Below are 23,010 nucleotides of genomic sequence, written 5' to 3'. Positions count from 1 at the left end.
TGGTTCTCCTCTGGATGGACCTTCTCGGGTCACTTTTTCACTTTTTGAAGATTCACTTCTTGAAGATTTGCATATCCTTGGCATTCCATCCCAGGCTGACGGTCTCGCCCGGGGCGAATTGCTGGTGGGCGACGGGATCGTGATCGAAGACCCGCAGCAGCGCGTCGCCGAGGGGCGAAACCCGTATTTCGTAGACGATGCGCTCGCCCTCGAAGATGGAATCCTCGACCACGCCGTCCACGATGGTTTCGAGGCCCTGGAGCTTCTCCGCGCTCGAAGCGATCCGGATCTGCTCGGCTCTGACGGCACCCTGGCAGGCCTCGCCGGGTACCGGCGGGACTGCGGTATTGGCTAATATGCCGAACAGGCTGCGTCCCGCGCTGGTGAAGGTCAGGGTGGAGCCGTTCGCGGCACCGGCCACGCCTTCGATGAAATTGGTGACGCCGATGAAATTGGCGACGAAGGGATTGGTCGGCGTCCGGTAGGCGTCGAGCGGGCGGGCCTTCTGCTGGATCTGGCCGCCATCCATCACGATGATCTCGTCGGAGACCACGAGGGCCTCGCGCTGGTCGTGGGTGACGTTGATGGTGGTGACCCCGAGCTCCTTCTGGATGCGGCGGAATTCGAGCTGCATCTCCTCGCGCAGCTTGCGGTCGAGCGCCGCCAGGGGCTCGTCGAGCAGCAGGAGGTCGGGCTCGAACACCAAGGCACGGGCGATCGCCACGCGCTGCTGCTGGCCGCCCGACAATTCGTTGATGCGGCGCGCGCCATAGCCGCCGAGGCGCACCAGGTCGAGATAGCGCTCCACCTTGTCGGCAATGCCGCGGGCATCGTGGCGGCGCATCTTGAGAGGGAAGGCGACGTTCTCGGCGGCCGTCATGTGGGGGAAGAGGGCCAGTTTCTGAAACACCATGCCGATGGCTCGCTTGTGCGCCGGCACGGCGCTGACGGGCTGGCCGTTGATGAAGATCTCGCCGCGGCTCGGCGCATCGAAGCCGGCCACCATGCGCAGCAGCGTGGTCTTGCCTGAACCGGACGGGCCGAGAATGGTGAGGAACTTGCCCTTGGGCAGGTCGAAGGAGGCGCTTTTGACCGCATGGACGTCGCCGAAGATCATGGCGACATCCTTGACGGAAACGGCAAAGGGGCTCGTTCCGCCGGAGGGGCTGATGCCGAGGGGTGCAGATTCCATTTCGTTCCCCTGTCTTCCCAAGCCGCCGCGCCCAGTCCCGCAGGTCGATCTCACGGCAGCATGAACCTGTCTATACAGCTACATACAAATACGGTCAACGCAACATGCGCAATTCTTGCCCGGCTTGACATTCTGGCTAATTATTGTGCAGCGCACGAAGGCCGGGGTTGAGATGGCGATTGCGCCAAGCAGAAGTCAGGCAACAAGTGCGCCCGTCATCCCCGGCGGGGTCGAAGACCCCGGAAAGGGGATCCAGGGGCTGATGGATGTGGCTTTATGGCTCCTGGATCCCCTTCCCCTCACCCTCTCTCGCTGCGCTCGCGAGCGGTTCGGCCGGGGATGACAGCTTCAGAGCAGCTTACTTATTCTCCCGAGCTTCCCTAGATCGAGGCGAGATAGCCGCCGTCGACCGGGATGCAATGGCCGGTGACATAGGCCGAGGCGTCCGAGCACAGGAACACCGCGACGCCTGCGACATCAGCCTGCTCGCCGAAACGGCGCTGCGGGATCTTCGCCAGCATCTGCCCCTGCCAAGCTTCGTCTTGGTAGAACACCTCGGTCATGGCCGTGCGGAAATAGCCGGGCGCGATGGCGTTCACCCGGATGCCATGACCGGCCCATTCGGCGGCGAGGGCATGGGTGACGCCGAGCAGGCCGGATTTGGAAGCGCCATAGGGAACCGCGGTGGGAATGCCGACGAAGGAGGTGAGGGAGCACAGATTGACGATAGCGCCCCCTTGCGCCCCGGCCATGATCCGGCCGGCGGCCTGCGCGCAGAAGAAGGCGCCCTTGAGATTGGTGGAGACGATGCCGTCCCACAGGGCCTCGTCCACCTCGAGGGAGGGGCGGACACTCTCGACGCCGGCATTGTTGACCAGGATGTCGAGGCCGCCGAGGGCTTCGGCGGCTTGGCCGATGACGGCCCTGCAGTTCTCGACGTCGGCGACGTCCTGCGCGAGGGCGATGCAGCGCTGTCCGGACGCTTCGACGAGGCTGCGGGTCTCGTCGAGATTGCCGAGCGCCCGCGCCGTCACGGCGACATCGGCGCCCGCTTCGGCCAGGGCGAGGGCGATGGTCTGGCCGATGCCGCGGCTGGCGCCGGTGACGACGGCGCGGCGGCCGGTGAGGTCGAAGATCGGACGCGACATGATGCTCCTCTCGCCATCGGGAAATGCCAATGCCGGCTGCTCTGCAATCGGGGCGGTGAAGGCTGCCTTAATTTGATCAGACAGAATCGCGCAGATCGCAAGGTGCCGAGGCTTCTGGGCTAGGGCAATCGTTCAGCTTGAGCATTGTTGAAAGTAACCGATACGCCATCTTTGTCATGCCCGGGCTTGACCCGGGCATCCAGAAGCTCGCGATTTCGACGCATGGAGGGGAGGTTGGATTGCCGGGTCAAGCCCGGCAATGACAAACGTTGAGCCGATTCGCTGTTGTTAGGGAAGCGATTGCCAGGCTCTGCCGGCGGCCTATAGTTCGGGCCAATGATATCGCGATGGTCCGGGAGGAACAGATGGATTCGACGGAACTGCGCGCCATGCAGGCGCCGATCAAGGAGCGCTATCGCGCCGACCCGAAGACGGCCTTGATCACCTTGAAGGCCAAGGGCTCGATCGATGGCGAGGGCATCGCGTGCAAAGTCGAAACCGGGCGGGCGCTGGCGACCGCCGGCCTGCATCCGGCGACCGGCGGATCCGGGCTGGAACTGTGCTCCGGCGACATGCTGCTGGAGGCCCTGGTGGCCTGCGCCGGCGTGACGCTGAAATCGGTGGCCACGGCGATCGACCTGCCGCTCAAGGCCGGCCAGGTCAGCGCCGAAGGAGACCTCGATTTTCGCGGCACGCTGGGGGTGGACAGGGAGGCGCCGGTCGGCTTTGCCGAGATCCGGCTTCGCTTCGATGTCGATACCGAGGCGCCGCAGGAGCGGCTCGACCAATTGCTGAAGCTGACCGAACGCTACTGCGTGGTGTTCCAGACCATCAAGAACGGCCCGAAGACGAGCGTGTCGCTGCACCGGATGGCCTGAGGCGTCGGGCTGCTCGGGGGAGGCGTTCCCATGACCCAGTGACGGTTCCGGCGGTTGGCGGTCAATTAATTATATTAAGTCTATAAATTTAGTTGACATTGTGTCGGCGACCATGTGTGCTTCGGTCAGGCCTCGACAGACAGGCCAAATCAAAGCTGGACCGACACGATGACGACGATTTCCTCCACCCCGCTCGGGCGCCGCTCGCTTCTCAAGATGGGCTCGGCCCTGGTTGCCGCCGCAGCTTTGGGCGGCGCTGCTCGGGCCGATGATGCTGCCAAGCCTGAAGCGGGATTGCCCTCGCTCAAGGGCAAGACCATCGCGATCAGCGTCGCGGGTACCGACCATTTCTTCGATCTCAAGGCCTACCAGGCCCAGGTCGAGACCGTGAAGGAACTCGGCGGCACGCCGATCGGGCTCGATGCCGGGCGCAACGACAAGACACTGGTCAGCCAGCTGCAGACCCTGGTGACGCAAAAGCCGGATGCGGTGATCCAGACGCTCGGCACCCTCTCGGTGGTCGATCCCTGGCTGAAGAAGCTACGCCAGGCCGGCATCCCGGTCTTTTCCGTCGACCTGCCCTCGACCAACGTCATCAACACCGCCACCTCGGACAATTTCTCCCTGGGGGCCCAGCTTGCGCTGCAGCTGGTTTCCGATATCGGCGGCAAGGGCAATGTCGTGGTCTTCAACGGCTTTTCGGGCGTTCCGGTCTGCGAGATCCGCTACACCCAGTTGCGCAACGTGCTGAAATATTATCCCGAGGTGAAGATCATCCAGCCCGAACTGAGGGACGTCATCCCCAACACGGTGCAGGACGCCTATGCCCAGATTACCGCTCTGCTCAGCAAATATCCGGACAAGGGATCGATCTCGGCCATCTGGTCGGCCTGGGACATTCCCCAGCTTGGCGCCACCCAGGCCCTGATCGCCGCGGGGCGCAGCGAGATCCTCACCTATGGCGTCGACGGCACGCCCGAGGTGCTGGCGCTGGTCAAGGATCCCAAGGCGCCGGCCGGCGCGGTGGCGGCCCAGCAGCCCTCGGTCATCGGCCGCCAGGCGGTCCTGAACCTCGCCCGCTATCTCAACGGCGACACCACGCTGCCCTCGCAGACCTTCCTGCCGGCCGTGATCGCCAACAAGAAGAACGCCGCCGAGGTGCAAAAGCAGCTCGGCCAGGCCTGATCGACGAGTATGCCGGTCGCCCCGTATCTGACCGACCCCGCAGGGTGCCCTCGTTGACACCATCCTGCCCAGCCACCCCATCCGCATGACGGATGGGGTGGCTCTTCCTTGTGGCCAGTGCCGTGCCGCATTTCCTTGAGCAAGGGCTGAGCCGGCCGGTGTGCCGGCGAGACCGACCAGTGATCGACGCCATGACCTCACCCCCTCCCGCTCTGGCCATGCGCGGCCTCGTCAAGACCTTCGGGCCGACCCGGGCCCTCGACGGCGCCTCGCTCGTGGTCGCGCCCGGCACCGTCCACGGCCTGGTCGGGCAGAACGGCGCCGGCAAGTCGACCCTGATCAAGGCCCTGGCCGGTCTCGTCAGCCCGGAAGCCGGCAGCATCGAATTCGAGGGCCGGCCGCTCGATCATCTCTCGCCCCAGAAGGCGGAGCAGCTCGGCATCGCCTTCATTCACCAGGACCGGCTGCTGGTGCCGACCGCGACCGTCGGCGAGGCGCTGTTCCTGGGGCGCGAAGCCATGGCATCGCGCCTCGGCGTCTGGCAGGCGAGCCTGCAGCGCCGGGCCGACGAGGCCCTCAAGCACTTCTTCGGCATCGCCCTGCCCCGCGGCGCGCTCATCCGCGACCTGTCGACAGCGCAGCAACAGATTGTCCAGATCACGCGGGCGCTGCTGGCCAAGCCTCGCCTCATCATCTTCGACGAGCCGACGGCGGCGCTCGCCAAGCGCGAAGTCGAGAGCCTGTTCGCCGCCATCGCGCAATTGAAGGCGCGCGGCCTGACCAGCATCTATATCTCGCATTACCTCGCCGAGATCGAGCGCATCTGCAATGTCGTGACCATCATGCGCAATGGCCGGGACGTCGCCCATCTCGAGCCCGCGCGCACGACTATCGGCGAGATCACCCGCCTGATGGTCGATCGGGACGTCAAGGACCTCTTCCCCAAGCATCGCGCCGAGCGCGGCAGGCCCGTGCTGTCCCTTGCCGGCCTCGGCGCGCCGCCGGCCTTTGCCGATGTGTCCCTCACCGTGCATCGCGGCGAGGTGGTCGGGCTGACCGGGCTGCTCGGCTCCGGAGCCAAGGAACTCGTCCAGGCCCTGTTTGGGCTGCGGCCCACGCGGGCGGGCACGATCGAGGTCGACGGTCGCGTGCGGCGGCTCTCCAGCCCGGTGGCGGCGGCGCAGGTGGGTCTCGCTCTGGTGCCGGAGGATCGTCGCGCCCAGGGCGTGGCGCTCGGCCTCTCCATCCGCGAGAACGCCACGCTCGCCAGCCTCGGCCAGATCACGCGCCTGGGCTGGCTCGACCGCGCCGGCGAACGTTCAAAGGTGTCGAAACTGATCGAGGCGCTCAAGATCAAGGCCAGCGACCAGGATGCGCCCGTGCGCACCCTCAGCGGCGGCAACCAGCAGAAGGTGGTGATCGCCAAATGGCTGGCCCGCCGCTCCGACGTCTATGTTCTCGACGAGCCGACCGTCGGGGTCGACGTCGCGGCCAAGGCCGAGATCTATCGCCTCATCGCCGAGCTGGCGGAGAAGGGAGCGGGCATCCTGCTGCTTTCGGCCGATCTCGACGAGCTCCTGGGCGTGTGCGACCGGGTCCTGGTGATGCATCGCGGCGCCGTGGTCGGCACCTATGAGACGTCGGCGACCTCGTCGGACCAGCTGCTCGCCGCGGCCCTGACAGGCGCCGATCCCGGGGAGGGAGCCAGCCATGCCGCATGAGACCCTGGAGGCGATCGCCGCAGCGACATCGGCCTCGATCCGCCCCGAGCCCCGCGAGGCGAAGATCCGCCCAGGCTGGCGTGATCTCGCGAGCGGCGCCGCCGCGCGCCTGGTCCGGGCCGGCGGTCTGCTGTTCTTCCTGGCCGTGATGGCCTTCTTTGCTGTCAACGCGCCTTCCTTCCTCTCGCCCGCCAATATCGGCCTCATCCTGTCGCAATCGGCGGTGCTGGGCATCTTGGGGTTCGGCCTGACGCTGGTGCTGATCACCGGCGGTTCGGATGTGATCGCCGGCGGCATCGATCTTTCCCTGGCCGGCACGCTCGGGCTTTCGGCCGCGATTTTCGCTGTGCTCAACCAGGCCGGTTACTCGGACCTCGCCTGCGTGGCGGCCTCGCTCGGCGTCGGCCTCCTCGTCGGCCTGGTCAATGCGCTTGCCGTGGTCTGGCTCAGGATCCTGCCTCTGCTGGCGACGCTGGCCGCCATGAATGTCTGCGCCGGGCTCGAACTGGTGGTGACCGAGAACACCACCATTCCCGCGGCGTCACCGCTGATCGACTGGCTCGGCCTGCCCGGACCGCTCGACATTCCCGTGCTCGGCTGGCTGCTCCTTGCCCTGTGCGCGGTCCTGGCCGTGCTGCTGCATCTCACGCCTCTCGGCCTGCGTGCCTATGCGGTGGGCGGACATCGCGAGGCGGCCAAGGCCGCCGGCATCGCCGTCAACAGCTATGTCGCACTGTCCTATCTGGCCAGCGGGCTGCTGGGCGGCCTGGCCGGCGTCGTGTCGGTCGCCTTCCTCAACGGGGCGACCGGCGGTTCGGGCGACATGCTGCTGCCGGTGGTGGCAACCGCCTTTCTCGGCTTCATGTTTTCGCGCCGGTTGCTGCCGACCGTGGCCGGCACGTTGCTCGCCGCCGTCTTTCTGGGCGCGCTCACCAACGGGTTCCAGCTCCTCCATGTCTCGACCTACTGGGTCAACGGCATCGAGGGCGTGCTGATCCTGGCCGTCGTCGCCGCCACCGCCAATCTCGCACGCAGGAGGGCGTCATGAGCGCCGTTGGGGCCGAAGGGCCGCGCATCCGGCCGGCATTCGACCTGCTGCGCTTCGGCATTCCGCTGGCGCTCGTGCTGGTGGTGGCCGTCTTCTCCGTGCTGGCCCCGGGCTTCCTGACGCTCGGCAACATCACCGGCGTGCTGGTCAACAATGTCGCGCTGACGGCCATCGTCGCCATCGCCATGACCCTGACGGTGGCCTCGGGCGGCACGGATCTGTCGGTGGGCACGGCGGTGGATCTCGGCAGCCTCGCCTTCGTCTCGGCGGTGTCCTCGGGCCAGCCGGTGGCGCTCGCCTGCCTCTATGGCGTCGGCGCGGGCATCGGCACCGGGCTCTTCAACGCCGTCCTGATCGCGCGGCTGTCGATCACGCCGTTCCTGGCGACCCTCGGCACGCTGTTCATCGGGCACAGCCTGCAGCAGCTCACCACCGATGGCGGCAATCCCGTCTATGTGCCGGCCGGCAGCATACCGCCCGCGCTCGCCTTCATCGGCCACGGCACCATTCTCGGCGTGCCGGTCTCGCTGCTCCTCGTCGCGGTGCTGGCGCTCGGCGCCTGGCTCCTCCTGGAGAAATCGAGCTTCGGCCGCACCGTCCTCGCCGTCGGCACCCAGGAGGAGGTCGCGCGCTATTCCGGCCTGCCGGTGCGGCGGATCCTGGCGATCGTCTACATCCTCTCCGGGGCCGTCGCCGCCGTGACGGGCATCCTGCTCTCCTCCAACGTCAACGCCTATGTGCCCTATTCGGGCAATGCCTATCTGCTCAACGCCATCGGCGCGGCCTTCATCGGCACCTCGCTCAGCCGCAACCGGCGCGCCAGCATTGCCGGCACGATCCTCGGCGTGCTGCTGTTCGGCTTCGTCTCCAACGGCCTGCTATTGATCGGCTGGAACTTCTACTGGCAGCAGGTCGGCGCCGGTGTCCTGATCTTCCTCGCTTTGCTGCTGGCCTTCGCCGGCCGGCGCGAGAATTGAGGGCCTCGATCGAGCCGGTCTCTCTCCTGCTTAGATCATTCAATCATATCCGGCTTCCCGACCATGTCGGATGGCGAGAATCACGACTTTGTCTCCATCGTATCGGTAGAGGGCCACATAACCATCGCGGCCGAAATTGATGACGAGCTCTCGCTCTTCGGCATCCTGGATCGGTCGCCCTATTTCAGGATGAGCCGTAAGCGTCTGAATGGTCTGGATGATTGCCGTTGCGGCTCGTTTGCCCGCCATTTGGTTTTTGGAGTCCAGGAAAGCCCGTAGCCTTTCGAGATCGCGAAGGGCAGCGGGCGAGAAGATTACCTGTGGCATACAGGCGAGGCTTTCTCGTCATCCGTGCCCCATGTTTCCAGCCAAGCCGCGACCTCTTCCCCGGTTACATGCAAGCCGGTTGCCTGGTACTCGTCCCAAGCCTTGCGAGCGTCGTCGTAGAACGCCTGGCGTTTTTCTTCACGCTCGACATATTGATGGATTGCTTCCTTCATCAGCCAATGCGGCTTGCGATGCCGAGCATCGGCCAGCCGTTGGAGGCGATCCTTGACCTTGGAATCCAGCTTGATGCTGGTCGTGGCGGAAGCGGGTGGCATTGAGGCACCTCATATGGGTGTTACATGGTGTTACCATATCGGAATTTGGTGCTCCGCGCCATAGTGACCGATCAGCAGCTGCCAAACTTGGATGCGCGATCCTAGCCCCCGCCAAGCGCCGTCGCGAGGGCCAGCACATGGTCGCGCGTCAGGGCGGCGAGGGGCAGCGGGCCGGGTGCCTTGGGATCGACCCAGGCGATCTCCTCGATCTCGGCGGTGGCGGCGACAGGCTCGGCGATGTCGAGGCGGAAGATCTCGGCCTCGACCATCCTGTTGTCCTCATGCGCCGCCGGGGCTTCGAACCGGCCGAGATAGACGGGGTGTGCTGGATCAACCGTGAGGCCGATCTCCTCGGCGAGCTCGCGGCACAGGGCCTGGCGGGGCTGCTCGTTGGGCTCGATCTTGCCGCCGGGCTGCATGAAGGCCGATGTCCCTCGTTTTCTGACCAGGAGTGTCATACCGTCGGCACGGATGATGACAGCGGCTGCAATACGAATCGCATCTGAGGAGGGCATGGCGCCATCCTAGGCGATATCCCGGCAGCCATCCATATTTTGGGAGATCCGAGGTGGAGGATGAAGGCCAGGCCGGTGTCATGACGGGGCGCGGCGATGCGTAACCTGCCGCTCGGCGTGCTGCGCACCTTCGAGGCGGCGGCGCGGCATGAAAGCCTGACCCGGGCCGCCGGCGAGCTCGCTTTGACCGACAGCGCCGTCAGCCACCAGCTGCGGCGGCTGGAGGAAGTGCTGGGCTATCCGCTCTTCCACAAGGCGGGGCGCGGCGTGGTGCTCACCGATGCCGGCCGGGTCTTCGCCAAGACGGTCTCGGCCGCGCTGCAGGACATCACCAACACGGCGCTGCGCCTGTCGGAGGCGGACCAGGACGGCGGGCGCATCGGCATCGCCTGCCCGCCGATGTTCGCCAGCGGCTGGCTCGCCAAGAACCTCGCCGATTTCTGCCAGGACCACCTTGCCGTCGAATGCCATATCAAGCTCACCGAGAACCACCGTATCCATGAGCTGGTGGATGCCGATATCGGCATCGTCTTCGGCGCCGGCGGCTGGGACGACAAATGGTCGGCGCAGCTCGCCCATGTCAGCATCATGCCGGTCTGCAGCCCGACCTTGTTCCAGCGCATCGGCCGGCGCATCACCAGCCCGCTGGAACTGCGCAGCGCCATCCTGCTGCATTGGGACGACGGCGCCGAATGGCGGCGCTGGCTCTCCGAGGCCGGCGAGCGCGATTTCGGCCCCTATAGCCGCCATCTCTATTGCAGCGACCTCGGCATGGCGATCGACCTCGCCATCAACGGCACCGGCGTCGCCCTGGCCAGCGACACGCTTTCGGGCGCGGATGTCCGGAACGGCACGTTGCTGCGGCCCTTCTCCACCGCCATCGACGCCTTCGGCGGCTGGTATGTCGTCTCCACCCATGCCGGCCTGCAGCGCTCGGGTGTGCGGCTCTTCCTGCGCTGGCTGCTGGCGCGTTTCGGCAAGGATGCCGCCGCCTGGCAGATCAGTTGACTGGATGGTGTACAGTTGAGATCCCTTCAGGAATGGGACGGATACACCGCTGGTCTATGCCTCCTTAGCAGGCAATATGCCCCGGGAATGCACAATAGATGAAATGACGTCATCTATTTGATGATCAAATATCAATTGCCCCAGGCTGGCCTTCTGATTTTATGAGCACCGTCGCGATTGGACGGACAAGTCCGGCGCAGGAGCAATGCAGTTCACTTAAGCTTTTCGAGGCTGCTCGACCTTTGTCATTGCCGGGCGTGACCCGGCAATCCAGCTCCTCGATGGTTTGTGCGTGCGGCTTCTGGGTAGCCGGGTCAAGCCCGGCTATGACAAATCGGAGCGGTTCCTGCTTACGTGAACCGCATTGGGCGCAGGAGAGGGGTCTTGGTGGCGGACGAACGCGGCCGGATTGGGAAGAAGCATGCACAAGCTGGCCGTGGACGGTATCCGCAAATCCTATGGCAAGGTCGAGGTCCTCAAGGGCGTGTCGCTCCAGGCCGCGGCGGGTGACGTCATCAGCATCATCGGGGCCAGCGGCTCGGGCAAGAGCACCTTCCTGCGCTGCATCAATTTCCTCGAGCGCCCGACCGCCGGCAGCATCGTCATCGACGGCGAGGCGCTGAAGACGGTCAGGGATGGCGATGGCTTCCTCCGGGCCACCGACAAGAGGCAGCTCCAGCGCATGCGCAGCCGCCTCGCCATGGTGTTCCAGAATTTCTGCCTGTGGTCGCATATGAGCGTCATCGACAACGTCATCGAGGCGCCGATCAGCGTGCTGGGCGTCTCCAGGGCGGAGGCCACCGAGCGCGCCAGGGCCAATCTCGCCAAGGTCGGCCTCGGCCAGGAGGTGCTGCAGCGCTATCCCGCCCATCTCTCCGGCGGCCAGCAGCAGCGCGTGGCGATCGCCCGGGCCCTCAGCATGAACCCCGACGTGATGCTGTTCGACGAGCCGACCTCGGCGCTCGATCCGGAACTGGTGAGCGAGGTGCTCAAGGTCATGCAGGCCCTCGCCGAGGAGGGCCGCACCATGATCGTGGTGACGCATGAGATGGGCTTTGCCCGCCATGCCTCCAGCCGCGTCGTCTTCCTGCACAACGGCGCCATCGAGGAAGAGGGCCCGCCCGAAGCCGTTTTCACCGATGCCCGCAGCGACAGGCTGCGGCAATTCCTTGCCGGGCGTTTGCAGCATTAGCCGCAGCGGCCTGGCCAAGGCCGGTGGAAACCGGCTCCCATAACCACAAACCCATCCCGAGAGACCCATCATGAGCATTCGCATCAGAAACGCCGTCGCCGCCCTCCTGCTCGGCCTTGCCGCCACCGGCGCCCAGGCCCTCACGGCCCAGGCCGCCGACAAGATCAAGATCGCCACCGACGCCACCTTCCCACCCTTCGAATCGATCGACGCCAACGGCAAGCTGGTCGGCTACGACGTCGAGCTGATGCAGGCGATCTGCGAGGCGGCCAAGCTCGACTGCGACATCTTCAACGCCGCCTGGGACGGCATGATCCCCGGCCTGATCGACGGCAAATATGACGCGCTGATCTCCCAGCTCACCGTCACCGAGAAGCGCCGCAAGGTGATCGCCTTCTCCGACATCTACAACCACCCGATCTTCCGCTTCGTGGCCAAGAAGGGTTCGACCTTCGAGTTCACGCCCGAGGGCATGGCGGGCAAGACCATCGCGGTGCAGACCGGCACGCCGATGGACGCCTATGTCACCAGCCATTTCCCCAAGGCCACCATCAAGCGCTACGACACCGGCAGCGCGCCCTATCTGGAGCTGACCGCCGGCCGCGCCGAACTCCACATCAGCTACCAGGCCCAGATTAGCGCCAGCTTCCTGAAGTCGGATGCCGGCAAGGATTACGAGCTGGTCGGCCCGCAGCTCACCGGCAAGGATGCCAAGGAGTTCGGCGAGGGCGTCGCCATCGCCATCGGCAAGAAGAACACCGCTTTGGTGGCCGAGATCAACAAGGGCCTCGCCATCCTCAGGGACAACGGCACGCTCAAGGCGCTGGACGCCAAATATTTCGGCGAATGACCGGAGATGATCCTCGATTTCGTCCGCACGATCCTGGCGGCAGGGGCGATCACCCTGCTGCTGGCCTTCGCCTCGCTGGTGGTGGCCGTCCTGCTCGGCCTCGGCGCGGCCCTGTGCAAGGTCTCGCGCCATAGGACGCTGGCGGCGCTCGCGGGGATCTACACCTTCGTGGTGCGCGGCATCCCCGATCTCGTGATGATGCTGCTGGTCTTCTACAGCCTGCCCTCCTTCATCGGCCAGGTCGGCGAATGGCTCGGCTTCGACATCCAGGTCGAATTCTCCCCGCTCGGGGCCGGCATCGCCACGCTCGGCCTGATCTTCGGCGCCTACATGACCGAGACCTTCAAGAGCGCGCTCCTCAACATCCCCCGCGGCCAGATCGAGGCGGCGGAGGCCTATGGGCTCGGGCGCACCCGCATCTTCACCCGCATCGTGCTGCCGCAGATGATCCGCCTGGCGCTGCCCGGCTTCACCAACAACTGGCTGGTGCTGGTCAAGGCGACGGCCTTGGTCTCGCTCATCGGCCTGCAGGACGTGATGTTCCGCGCCAAGGGGGCCGCCGAGGCCACCGGCAAGCCCTTCACCTTCTACCTGGTCGCCGGCGGCTTCTATCTCGCCATCACCATCCTCTCCATGCTGGTGCTGGCCTGGCTGGCGCGGCGCTACGAGCTCGGCACAAGGAAGCTGGCGCCATGAACTGGGACGTCATTGCCGAGAATCTCGGCCTCTATGCCGAGGGTGCCCGGTTGACGCTGACCCTCACCGTGGCGTCCCTGGCGATCTCCTTCTGCCTTGCCATCCCGCTTTCCTTCGCGCGCAACAGCGCCAACCGGCTGATCCGCAGCCTGGTCTTCGCCTATACGCTGGTGTTCCGCGGCACGCCGCTGCTGGTGCAGCTCTTCCTGATCTATTTCGGCCTCGCCCAGTTCGAGCTCGTGCGCGCCAGCCTGCTCTGGCCCTGGCTCTCCAGCCCGCTCGTCTGTGTGCTGATCGCCTTCGTGCTCAACACCACCGCCTACACCACCGAGATCTTCGCCGGCGCGCTGCGCCACATCCCGCCCGGCGAGGTGGAGGCCGCCACCGCCTATGGCATGTCCGGCTGGACGCGGGCGCGGCGCATCCTGGTGCCGGCGATGCTGACCAGGGCGCTGCCGCTCTACGGCAACGAGACCATCATGATGCTGCACGCCACCTCGCTCGCCAGCACCGTCACCTTGCTGGAGACCACCGGCGTCGCCCGCATGATCACGCTGAACTACTACATCCAGTTCGAGCCCTATGTCGCGGCCGCGATCGTCTACCTCGTCCTGACCTTCGTCCTGGTCGGCGCCTTCCGCCTCGTCGAGCGCCGCTGGGCCGGCTATCTCGACGTCCGCCCGTCCTGAGGCGCCGCAGTCGTTTGAGTTGTCATCCCGGACGCATCGCAGCACGCAGTGATGCGGTGCAGTCAGACCAAACCAAAGGTTTGGTCCGGGGATCGCGGGAGGAGCAAAGCGTTTCATTCCGACGCGGTTCCGGGTCTGCGGCGCATCATTTCATGCTGCACCGCGCCCGGAATGACAGAAGGTGAGCAGTTGCTCGCCATTCCATTTTCCAACCCGATGCCGCCCGCGGGCGGCCCGCATAGAGGATCCCCATCATGAACCAGAAAGCCGATCTCGGCGCGCTGTTCGGCGCGGCGGCCGATACGCTCACCTTCCTCGGCCTGGAGGAATGCCGCGACCTTGCCACGCTCGCCGCCCCGATCGCCCTGATCGGCGCGCCCTGCGCCACGCCCTACCGCTCCGTCGGCGCCTATTGCCGCAATGCGCCCGACGCCCTGCGCCGCGCCACCGCCGCCTTCACCGCCAATGTCGACCGCCACGATTTCGACAATGGCGGCAAGCTCTTCCCGGAGCCGTGCCTGCGCGCCGTCGATTGCGGCAACCTGCCCTATGACGAGAATGACGGCGCCGCCAACCGCGCCGCCATCGCCGCCGCCGTCAAGATGATCCGCGCCCGCGGGGCGGTGCCGATCGTGCTGGGGGGCGATGATTCCATCCCCATCCCCATGCTCGAAGCCCTGGGGGCGGAGGCGGGCGCCCGCTACACCATCCTGCAGATCGATGCCCATATCGACTGGCGCGAGGTGCATATGGACGAGCGCCTCGGCCTCTCCTCCACCATGCGCCGGGCGTCGGAAATGCCCCATATCGAGCGCATCATCCAGGTGGGCGCCCGCGGCATCGGCTCGGCCGCCACCAGCGACTACGAGGATGCGCTGGCCTGGGGCGTCAAATTCGTGCCGGCCCATGACCTGCACCGCCAGGGCGTCGAGGCCGCGCTCGACCTCATCCCCGAAGGCAGCCGCATCGTCATCTGCATCGATGCCGACGCCCTCGACCCGGCTTTGGTGCCCGGCGTCATCGGCCGCGCCCCGGGGGGGCTGAGCTACTACCAGCTCGTCGACCTCATCAAGGGTGCCGCCCGCCGTGGCCGCATCGAGGCGATGGACTTCGTGGAATTCATGCCCGAGCGCGATGTGGACGGAATCGGCGCGCTGACCTTCGCCCGGGCGATCACCACGGCGCTGGGGGTGATCGCGCGGCAGCGGGCGTAAGGGAAGAAGGCGGCCGCCGGCGGGGAGTCGGCGGCAACCGTCTAGCCCCCGGCGTTGCGTATGAACTCGCCCGCAGCGGCCAGCGCACGCCGGCCGTCTTCCAGGCCCGCATTCCAGAGCGGCCAGGCGTGGATCATATGCGGCCAGATCTCGAGCCGCACCGGCACATCCGCGCTGCCGGCGGCCTCGGCAAGCCGCGTGGCGTCCGACAGCAGCGTCTCGGCCGAGCCAACCTGGATCAGCAGCGGCGGAAAACCGTGCAGATCGGCGAACAAAGGCGAGATGAGCGGGTCGCCACGGTCCGTCCCCGCCGGGACATAGGCGCCGGCAAGCTCCTGCAGATAGGCCTTGTGGATGATCGGATCGATCGTGTCCTTGCTGGCGAGCGTCGCGCCCGACATTGTGAGATCGGTCCAGGGCGAAATCAGCCAGGCACAGCGGGGCAGGGGCTCGCCGGCGGCGCGCAGGCGGCCGATCAGGGCCAGGGTGAGATTGCCGCCCGCACTGTCACCACCCACCGCGATGTCTTCGGCGGCGATGCCCTGCCGCCGCAGGAAGCGCCATGCCGCGAGGGCGTCCTCGTGCTGGGCCGGAAAAGGCTGTTCGGGCGCGCGGCGATAGTCGATCGCCAGGGTCCGCATGCGCGCCGCGCGGCCGGCTTCCGTCACCAGCCGGCGATGGCTTTCGACGGAGCCCGAGCAGTAGCCGCCGCCGTGGAAGTAGAGCAGCACCTTGCCGGCGTCGCTGCCCGGCGCCATCGACCATTCGCCGGGGACGCCGTCGCACGCGACTTCAGTGCAGACGACGTCGTCGGCAACAGGCCAGTGGGTGCCGACCTCGTCGAGCCGTGCGCGCCGCTCGCCCCATCCGACCGGCCGGGGCTTGGCGGCCAGCAGGTCGCGGATGGCGGCGATTTCCTCCAGGCTGCGCTCTTGCTCGGTCACGGCATGCTCCTTGATAAAGACTGGCGCATCGTGACACTATGCTTGGCAACCGGCGTTCGCAATCAGTCGTAATTTCCGTTACGGAAGCAAAGCCGGGGTAAAGGCGAGGTTGTTGTTCGCAGCGTACACGCCGATCTTCTGAAACGGGTAAGGCGAAGGCCTCGTTATCTTGCAAAAACGGTCCCCATCCGAATAAAGGGGCGGTTGGTCGCCAGGCCGGCAGATCGAAGAGCGCCGCTGGGGCTCCAGGCCAGGGCACGGCACCCGGCGATACGGGGCTGCCATCGCTCCCGGTCCATCGGCGAGGGGAGGAGGCTGGGAACCACATGCTGCCAGTAGCACATCCCGACGAGGCGAAGGCCGCCCCCGGCGAGTCCCTTCCGATCGCCTACGCGACCGCCGTCCTGGGCTGGCTGCTTTCGGCCGGCGTCTACATCGCGGCCAAATGGGCGGCGCCGGAAATGGGGCCCTGGGCGCTCTGCTTCTGGCGGCTCTTGCTGGCCTGCGCCATCCTGCTGCCGATCGTGCATCGCCATTACGGCGCGATCATCGCCTTGATCCGCTCGCGGCCGCTGGAGGTCCTGCTCGTCGGTGCGATCGGCCTGACGCTGTGCCAGGGCATGATCTATACTGGCCTCCATTTCACCAACGCGACCACCGCCGGCATCATCATGGCGCTGTCACCGGTGATGACCATGGTGATTGCCCGCATCGTGCTCGGCGAGCCGCTCGGCCTGTGGAAGGCCATCGGCGCGCTGCTCGCTCTGGCCGGCATGCTGGTCATCGTGGCCCATGGCGATCTCGGCGCGCTGATGGGGCTGCAGTTCAGCGCCGGTGAATTGTGGATCGTCGGCAGCGCCTTCTGCTGGGGCCTCTACACCGTGCTCCTGCGCCGTGCCAGATTCGGCATCCCCCTGCTGCCCACGGTGGTGGTGCTGCTCGGCGCCGGCGCCCTTGCCGCCTTGCCTTTCTATCTGTGGGAGCTGACCGGCGGCGGCGGCTCCGCCCTGAACGCGAACGGCCTGCTGGCGCTCGCCTATCTGGCCGGGCCGGGCGGCGCGCTGATGTATTATCTCTACAATCGCAGCGTCGAGGCGCTCGGCGCCGGCCGTGCCAGCATGCTGCTCTACCTGCAGACCGTCTTCGTGGCCCTGCTCGCCTATCTCCTGCTCGGGGAAAGCCTGCACGACTACGACATCTGGGGCGCGGCCTTCATTGTTGGCGGGCTGATACTGCCGGCGTTGATCAAGCAAAGGCCCACGGCATCGGCTCGGCCGCAATGAGCGACCATGAGGATGCGCTGACCGGGCGTGACATTCGTGCCGGCCCATGACCTGCACCGCTGGGCATCGAGGCCACACTCGCCCCATCCCCGAGAAGGCAGCCGCATTGTCATCTGCATCGACGCCCTCGACCCGGCATTGTAACCCGGTGTGATCGGCCGTGCATCGAGGAGATACGACCAGCTGGTAGACCTCATCAAGGGCGGCGCCCGTTGCGGCGCTAGATATGGATTGCGTGACATATGAGGTGAGTGGGGACGTGGTGACTATTGGGGCTGAAGGACACCTCAGAGTCTGAGTATCAGGAACTCCATCCCAGATCGGCGTCTACGAGGGAGATAAGGTATCGGCGCTAGGAGCGCGATATAAGTTGAAAAACGGCTTAACAACATCGCTAATCCAAGTGGATTGACTTGCGTACGATAATTTTTTCTACCACAAATGAGGAAGAGAAAATTATCGTTGGGTGATTCGATGGCTACGGTTCGTGTACTTGCTGAATATCCAGAAGTCGACGCTCGTCTCGCCGACTTTGGCATCTCGCGTCAGGAATTGCTCGAAATCGTGCACGGCGTGGTCGCCGCACGCGCAGATGCCACAGCAGATGATCCTGCCTCAGCCGAGGGGCTGCTAGCATATATCTACGGCACGCGTTATGTACGGCAGGTTTTCCAAGCTCACGGATGGATCCGTTACCGCGAGAACAACGTTGAATCAGTTCGACATCCCGACCGGCCGCTGAAGGTCGTGTATCAAAGCGTTGATCTCGCAGCCGACCTGCTACACAGGCCGCAGGCTGTTTCCGGAAAGGGCTCTGGTGCTGACCGTGTCATTGCGGTGGGACAAGCTGGACTGTTTCCTGAGGAAGAGATGGAAGCGGCGCGGGATCAAAGTCTTGCGGAACTCCGGACTGGCGTGTGGTTTTTTTGTGTATCGGTTCAAGGCGACGACGTCCGCGCTGAGCTGTCGTTGCCGTCTGGCATTTCCGGAGACAATTTCGCGGGTTTTATTGAGCGTATCTTTATCGTAGGTGGCGGCGAGTGGCCGGCGGATGGGATTGCTAGTGGCGATCGGCCGGACAGCATCGAATTTGAGCCCGCAGTTTTGCGTCGCTAGGCCATGTTCAATATTGGCAGAATGGAACTAGCACGGAAGCGACGGCGGTTGACCGCAAAGGCTCTTGCTGAACAAGCGGGCATATCGCCAGTGACATTGTCACGTGTGGTAAACGGGCAGCAGGCGCCTGATGAGGACACGGTCAACGCTTTAGTGCGCGCGCTGGGGTTTCCCCAAGAGTTTTTCTTTCGGGATGACGCAGCACCAATTAGCGCGGATGCCGCTAGTTTTCGGAGCCTTACAGCGATGTCTGCGCGGGAACGTGATGCCGCTCTAGCCGCTGGTTCTTTAGCGTTTGAGATGTCAGCCTGGGTACGAGAAAAATTTGTTTTGCCGCAGCCGGACCTGCTCGACCTCAGCCATGAACGCGATCCCGCCGGTGCCGCACGTGCACTACGCCAGCATTGGGCGATTGGCGAGCGGCCAATTTCGCATATGATTAAGTTACTTGAGGCGAAGGGTATCCGTATTTTTTCCCTAGCAGAGAATACCAAGAATGTAGATGCCTTTTCCTGCTGGCATGATAGTGAACCATATATTTTCCTGAATACCTTTAAGAGCACGGAACGTAGCCGTTTTGACGCTGCTCATGAACTGGCTCACCTCGTTTTGCATAAGCATGGTGGACCTAATCAAGGACGTGCTGCCGAGCTTGAAGCGCACGCCTTCGCATCGTCCTTTTTGATGCCTCATGACGACGTCGTGGCGACCATCCCGTTGGTTCGAAGCCTAGATCAGCTGGTGCTAGCAAAGAAGCGGTGGGGTGTATCTGTTGCTGCCCTTGCTCATCGTCTCCACCGAATGGGCCGGATCTCCGATTGGAATTATCGGACATTCTGCATTCATATAAACAAGCGCTTCGGTAAGAGTGAGCCTGATGGTCTCCCGTCGGAGCGATCGGCAGTATGGCAACGCGTCCTTACAGAGCTTTGGCGCGAGGGTGTAGCGCGTCAGCATATTGCGGCCCGGTTGAATATCCCCGAGGAAGAACTCGAAAATTTGTTATTCGGCCTGACCGCCAGTGTGGATCCACCATCCGCAAGCAGTTTGCCTCTGAGGTTGGTTCTATAATTGTATTAACTGGATCGCAAAAATAAGAGCAAGGTAGGACAAGCCAAAATCCGAATTCCATTCTCGACTTACGTGCCGGTCATTATTAGCTGCGCGCGGCAATTTTTTTTTGTAAATTTTGATTCCGTCATGTCTCGGAATAGCTTATCGGATCTGGCTTATCTGGCGAGGAAGAAATAGCTACAACATTTACAATAGGTCGCGATAAAACAGACTTTACACATCACCCCCATTGTCTTTAAAATCATCTTCAATAAAGGAAAAATAAGACGACGCTGGTAGCCGCATTATAATGATCAGGGCAGAGCATGGGAAGTATTCATGAGGATGTGAAGTCTGGTCATCTGACCCGGCATCCGGAGGAGCTGGATTGGCTGAAATGCTTCCAGAACGGCTTCGACGTGACATGGGCAAATGAGAGAAGGGCGTATGGTTCGCGTTCGTCAGTGTATTTTATAAAACCAGAACCATCAACCGAGGAAACGTTTGGAGTCGATAAAGAAATACTGTTAATATACAGTCCATACGATAAACTTGAAGCTAGAACTTTTCTATCAATCGAGCAATTTATTAACGACGACCCTGCTCGCGGGCGTGTTGAGCGTTTATTTGTTATTCTTGTGTCCGATGCCAAGAATCCGGAGAAGTGGGTAACTGAATATGCCTCGACTAACGAAGCACGCATGGTCGTAGCTATTAATAAAGATGATCTAAAAAATTCAACAGGGAACGCTTGGTTTGTACGTAGTAAGATAGCTTCTCAGTTATTTTCTAGAGATTTATTTGATTATCGACTACCCCTAGAGAAAGATATTTATTTTTTCGGAAGAACAGCCCTTTTGCAATCTTTTACCGACAGTGCGCGACGGGGAGAAAATCGAGGATTATTTGGCCTTAGAAAGACAGGAAAAACTTCATTTCTCTATAAATTAAGACGTGATCTTCAGGAGCAAGGGGAGGTAGAGGTATTATTTTATGATTGTAAATCTCCGTCGATCAGACAAAGAAGTTGGGTAGAATTACTGCAGAAAATTATTTTCGATCTGGCTGCCGTCGGAGTAGGCGATAATTTTATTGTACCTAAAGATAATCGGTTTTTGTCAGAGACTCTTGCTGATTTAATCAAAAATATGCCGGGGCAAAAGAGGGTTGCCATTATTTTCGATGAGGTAGAGTACATTTCTCATTTCTCGAAAACAGATAATCATTGGAAACGTGATTATTTGCCATTCTGGCAAAGTATATGGGCAGCCCAAAGTGAAACTCGAAAACTCTCAACAATTCTCGCGGGTGTTAACCCTAAGCTCGTTGAGGTAGATAAAATTGATGGCATCCAAAATCCACTTTTTGGCATTGTCCCCTACAATTACCTTAGCGGGCTATCCGTCGATGAGGTGCGGCGGATGTTGAATGTTCTTGGTCGTCGCATGGGGCTCAAATTTGTTCCCGAAATCGCGACGACTTTTGACAAAGAGTATGGCGGTCATCCGCTTTTGTGCAGGCTGGCTGCTAGTTTTACGTATAGACAAGTTCGGGAGGGGAAGAAAAACTTCCCTATTAAAGTTGATATTTCAGATTTAAGTGACTTAAAAATTGAAAGAGACGGAAGTTTAGTTTTTTACTGTGGGCACGTTGTATCAGAACTAAGAGATTTCTATCCAGACGAGTATCAAGTTTTTGAACTGCTTGCTTGTGGGCGAACTGCAGATTATATAGAATTTTCATATCTTCCTGAATATAGTGATCATTTAAATTCCTACGGCCTTGTTAAGACGACGAGTGGTATACCAACGGTCGCGATTGAGGTTGTTGGCACGTATGTCGCGATGGAGGCAGCCCGTCGAGAAGGGCGCAAAACTATCCAGAAGCTGATTGACGCGAGTGAACGCACAAAGTGGATATCGGTCCGGCTACAAGACATAGATTTTGCGCTAGATGACCTTCATCGCCTTGGTACGTCGGGAAATCTCCCAACTCTTTTTGGCCCTAATAAATATCCTGAAAGCCATAAATTCATGGCGTTGAAACCCGCGCAGAACCAAGGTGATCTTCAGCTTTTTCTAAATGTATGCAATCGCTGCTTGGTAGAGTCGATTGAGGCATATGGAAAGTCCATCGCAAATAAAAACTATTTTTGGGAAACGATAAGAACTGCATATCCAAGTCTTCATCAATCACTTCATCGAATAAAGGTCTACCGCCATAATGAATTTCATATTGAGCTCAATGAAGCAGTTGATGCTGTCTATCGTGATTTCCTTAGACAAGATTTGGAAGGCCGCAACCCAACGAGTGTACACGATGTATGGTTCACCTTGCAGCAAGCGGTTTTGGATTCTCTGTGGAATGCTCTCCAAATAGAGTTGAGCCGTTATGGGCGATGATCGAATAGCGTTCTGAATAATAACTGGAATCGTAAGATGTAGATGTGAACAACATGTAGAATCTTACTGCTTCTTAGAGCCCCGCTCATCCCCTCGGTGTCAGATGCACCCCCGCCAGCGTACACCGCACCGATCCCCCCGCGCGTTCGATGGTCGGGATATCAAGCGCGACGCAAATGGCGCTTTGCTCGATGATCTCGCGCTGCTCGGGCGTGAGGGCTGATAGCGCCGTGGTCGAGAGGGCGAGGATGCGGCCGTCCTTGCCCTGCAATTCGATTGCGTTGCCGGCAAAGTTCTCGATCTGGCGGTTGCTCAGCGCCAGCACGTCCCGGCCGGAACGTTCGAGGCGGGCGACGATCTCGGCCTTGCGGGCGGTGTCGGCGATCATGTCGAGGCCGATCAGCACGAAGTCGGTGGCGATGCACATCAGCACATTGGTGTGGTAGATCGCGGCGCCCTTGTCGTCGCGGGCGTCGAAGGCCATCGGCTCGAAGTTGAAATGGGTGCAGAAGCGCTCGAGGGCGATCGGGTCGGTGCGGTCGGAGCGCACGGCATAGGCGACGCGGTCGATATGGTCGAGCACCATGGCGCCGGTGCCTTCGAGGAACAGGCCGTCGGGCTCCAGGCCCGAATAGTCGATGACCTCCTGCACGCGGTAATCGGTCTTCAGCATCTCGATGACGTCGGCCCGGCGCTCGCGCCGCCGGCTCGGCGCCTTCATCGGATAGAGGGCGACATGGCCGCCGGCATGGGTGGAGAACCAGTTGTTGGGAAACACCGAATCCGGGGTTTCCAGGCTTTCGTCCTCGAAGAGGTGCACGGTGACGCCATGGGCCGCCAGGGTCTCGGCCGCCTTGGTGATCTCGGCATGGGCGAGCGGGGCGAGGTCCTCGCCGCCTGTGCCGGCGACCTGGAAATGATTGTCGGCGGCCGTCTCGGTGTTGACGGTGAAATGGTGCGGGCGAACCATCACCACGGCGGAGGGGGCCTGGACGGAGAAGGCGGGGCGCTTGGACATGGGGGCTCCGGGGGCTATCGCGTTGGTTCGGGTGGTGCGGTGGGATAGGGGGCAGGTTGGGTTTTGGGGCGATTGCGCATGGGGCTGTGCTGCCCCTCACCCTTACCCTCTCCCCGCAAGGGCGGGGCGAGGGGGACTTCGGCGGCGTGCTCGTGCAGGAACGGTCTCATCTCGCCCAACCGTCGGGCGAGACGGGAGGCCGGAGAATGAAGCCGCGACGCTTGCGCCTCCTCGCCCCGTTCTTGCGGGGAGAGGATAGAGGTGAGGGGCAGCGCGACC

The 23,010-nt window shown here is 62.7% G+C and carries 22 protein-coding genes; 15 read left to right on the top strand and 7 right to left on the bottom strand.

Translation table 11 applies throughout. From position 1 onward, the window contains the following. Positions 1 to 52: 52 nt before the first annotated feature. Both ABXS05_RS18585 and ABXS05_RS18580 read right to left on the bottom strand, forming a co-directional pair. Positions 53 to 1,192 carry an ABC transporter ATP-binding protein gene (locus ABXS05_RS18585; RefSeq protein WP_367624977.1) on the bottom strand — a complete coding sequence of 380 codons (1,140 nt, stop codon included), beginning with the start codon at positions 1,190 to 1,192 and terminating at the stop codon, positions 53 to 55. A gap of 380 nt (positions 1,193 to 1,572) precedes the next feature. Further along, on the bottom strand, positions 1,573 to 2,340 hold the full coding sequence (locus tag ABXS05_RS18580) for an SDR family NAD(P)-dependent oxidoreductase (protein ID WP_367624976.1): 768 nt from the start codon (positions 2,338 to 2,340) through the stop codon (positions 1,573 to 1,575). Between the two features lie 365 nt (positions 2,341 to 2,705). Here ABXS05_RS18580 and ABXS05_RS18575 point away from each other — a divergent pair, with 365 nt between their 5' ends. The 5 genes from ABXS05_RS18575 to ABXS05_RS18555 all read left to right on the top strand — a co-directional run bounded on the left by ABXS05_RS18575 (position 2,706) and on the right by ABXS05_RS18555 (position 8,149). Then, on the top strand, positions 2,706 to 3,218 hold the full coding sequence (locus ABXS05_RS18575; RefSeq protein ID WP_367624975.1) for an OsmC family protein: 513 nt from the start codon (positions 2,706 to 2,708) through the stop codon (positions 3,216 to 3,218). 168 nt (positions 3,219 to 3,386) lie between these two features. Beyond that, complete coding sequence (locus ABXS05_RS18570) at positions 3,387 to 4,403, top strand: sugar ABC transporter substrate-binding protein (RefSeq protein ID WP_367624974.1); 1,017 nt, start codon at positions 3,387 to 3,389, stop codon at positions 4,401 to 4,403. 191 nt (positions 4,404 to 4,594) lie between these two features. After that, positions 4,595 to 6,124 carry a sugar ABC transporter ATP-binding protein gene (locus ABXS05_RS18565; protein ID WP_367624973.1) on the top strand — a complete coding sequence of 510 codons (1,530 nt, stop codon included), beginning with the start codon at positions 4,595 to 4,597 and terminating at the stop codon, positions 6,122 to 6,124. Further along, positions 6,114 to 7,172, top strand: coding sequence for an ABC transporter permease (locus ABXS05_RS18560; protein WP_367624972.1), 1,059 nt, complete (start codon positions 6,114 to 6,116; stop codon positions 7,170 to 7,172). Before ABXS05_RS18565 ends, ABXS05_RS18560 begins: the two co-directional genes overlap by 11 nt. Continuing rightward, positions 7,169 to 8,149, top strand: coding sequence for an ABC transporter permease (locus ABXS05_RS18555; protein WP_367624971.1), 981 nt, complete (start codon positions 7,169 to 7,171; stop codon positions 8,147 to 8,149). The genes ABXS05_RS18560 and ABXS05_RS18555 overlap by 4 nt, the downstream gene beginning before the upstream one ends. Before the next feature lie 39 nt (positions 8,150 to 8,188). Here the strand turns inward: ABXS05_RS18555 and ABXS05_RS18550 are convergent, their stop codons facing one another. The 3 genes from ABXS05_RS18550 to ABXS05_RS18540 form a co-directional block, all read right to left on the bottom strand. Then, a complete protein-coding gene (locus ABXS05_RS18550; protein ID WP_367624970.1) occupies positions 8,189 to 8,476 on the bottom strand; it encodes a type II toxin-antitoxin system RelE/ParE family toxin in 288 nt (95 codons plus the stop codon). After that, entirely contained in the window at positions 8,464 to 8,751 is a 288-nt protein-coding gene (locus ABXS05_RS18545) for a CopG family ribbon-helix-helix protein (RefSeq protein WP_311940448.1), read from the bottom strand. Before ABXS05_RS18545 ends, ABXS05_RS18550 begins: the two co-directional genes overlap by 13 nt. 101 nt (positions 8,752 to 8,852) lie before the next feature. Continuing rightward, complete coding sequence (locus tag ABXS05_RS18540; protein WP_367624969.1) at positions 8,853 to 9,266, bottom strand: NUDIX hydrolase; 414 nt, start codon at positions 9,264 to 9,266, stop codon at positions 8,853 to 8,855. Between the two features lie 96 nt (positions 9,267 to 9,362). On the opposite strand from ABXS05_RS18540, the gene ABXS05_RS18535 reads away from it, so the two are divergent. The 6 genes from ABXS05_RS18535 to ABXS05_RS18510 all read left to right on the top strand — a co-directional run bounded on the left by ABXS05_RS18535 (position 9,363) and on the right by ABXS05_RS18510 (position 14,915). Then, positions 9,363 to 10,274 (top strand): LysR substrate-binding domain-containing protein, encoded by a 912-nt coding sequence (locus ABXS05_RS18535; protein WP_367624968.1) that lies wholly within the window; start codon positions 9,363 to 9,365, stop codon positions 10,272 to 10,274. Between the two features lie 421 nt (positions 10,275 to 10,695). Then, complete coding sequence (locus tag ABXS05_RS18530) at positions 10,696 to 11,466, top strand: ABC transporter ATP-binding protein (protein WP_367624967.1); 771 nt, start codon at positions 10,696 to 10,698, stop codon at positions 11,464 to 11,466. A gap of 70 nt (positions 11,467 to 11,536) precedes the next feature. Next, positions 11,537 to 12,316, top strand: a complete 780-nt coding sequence (locus ABXS05_RS18525) for a transporter substrate-binding domain-containing protein (protein ID WP_367624966.1) — start codon at positions 11,537 to 11,539, stop codon at positions 12,314 to 12,316. 6 nt (positions 12,317 to 12,322) lie between these two features. Next, complete coding sequence (locus ABXS05_RS18520; RefSeq protein WP_311940458.1) at positions 12,323 to 13,012, top strand: ABC transporter permease; 690 nt, start codon at positions 12,323 to 12,325, stop codon at positions 13,010 to 13,012. Beyond that, positions 13,009 to 13,701: an ABC transporter permease gene (locus ABXS05_RS18515; RefSeq protein ID WP_367624965.1), complete on the top strand. Its 693-nt coding sequence runs from the start codon at positions 13,009 to 13,011 to the stop codon at positions 13,699 to 13,701. Before ABXS05_RS18520 ends, ABXS05_RS18515 begins: the two co-directional genes overlap by 4 nt. A gap of 254 nt (positions 13,702 to 13,955) precedes the next feature. After that, the gene (locus tag ABXS05_RS18510; protein WP_367624964.1) at positions 13,956 to 14,915 is read left to right on the top strand and encodes an arginase family protein; all 960 of its coding nucleotides are present in this window, start codon (positions 13,956 to 13,958) and stop codon (positions 14,913 to 14,915) included. 41 nt (positions 14,916 to 14,956) lie between these two features. Here the strand turns inward: ABXS05_RS18510 and ABXS05_RS18505 are convergent, their stop codons facing one another. Continuing rightward, positions 14,957 to 15,859, bottom strand: a complete 903-nt coding sequence (locus ABXS05_RS18505) for an alpha/beta hydrolase (protein ID WP_367624963.1) — start codon at positions 15,857 to 15,859, stop codon at positions 14,957 to 14,959. Positions 15,860 to 16,185: 326 nt separating this feature from the next. Between ABXS05_RS18505 and ABXS05_RS18500 the strand changes: the two genes are divergently transcribed. The 4 genes from ABXS05_RS18500 (at position 16,186) to ABXS05_RS18485 (ending at position 21,713) form a co-directional block, all read left to right on the top strand. Then, positions 16,186 to 17,142, top strand: a complete 957-nt coding sequence (locus tag ABXS05_RS18500; protein WP_367624962.1) for a DMT family transporter — start codon at positions 16,186 to 16,188, stop codon at positions 17,140 to 17,142. Between the two features lie 462 nt (positions 17,143 to 17,604). Next, positions 17,605 to 18,258 (top strand): hypothetical protein, encoded by a 654-nt coding sequence (locus tag ABXS05_RS18495; protein ID WP_367624961.1) that lies wholly within the window; start codon positions 17,605 to 17,607, stop codon positions 18,256 to 18,258. Between the two features lie 3 nt (positions 18,259 to 18,261). Further along, positions 18,262 to 19,329: a helix-turn-helix domain-containing protein gene (locus ABXS05_RS18490; protein ID WP_367624960.1), complete on the top strand. Its 1,068-nt coding sequence runs from the start codon at positions 18,262 to 18,264 to the stop codon at positions 19,327 to 19,329. 308 nt (positions 19,330 to 19,637) lie between these two features. Continuing rightward, on the top strand, positions 19,638 to 21,713 hold the full coding sequence (locus tag ABXS05_RS18485; protein ID WP_367624959.1) for an AAA family ATPase: 2,076 nt from the start codon (positions 19,638 to 19,640) through the stop codon (positions 21,711 to 21,713). Between the two features lie 85 nt (positions 21,714 to 21,798). Here the strand turns inward: ABXS05_RS18485 and ctlX are convergent, their stop codons facing one another. After that, the gene (gene ctlX / locus ABXS05_RS18480; RefSeq protein ID WP_367624958.1) at positions 21,799 to 22,731 is read right to left on the bottom strand and encodes a citrulline utilization hydrolase CtlX; all 933 of its coding nucleotides are present in this window, start codon (positions 22,729 to 22,731) and stop codon (positions 21,799 to 21,801) included. Positions 22,732 to 23,010: the final 279 nt, after the last annotated feature.

Origin of the sequence: Labrys neptuniae, from assembly GCF_040797145.1 — a bacterium.
In the GTDB taxonomy this organism is placed as follows: domain Bacteria; phylum Pseudomonadota; class Alphaproteobacteria; order Rhizobiales; family Labraceae; genus Labrys; species Labrys neptuniae.
This window is presented reverse-complemented; position numbering and strand designations above follow the sequence as displayed.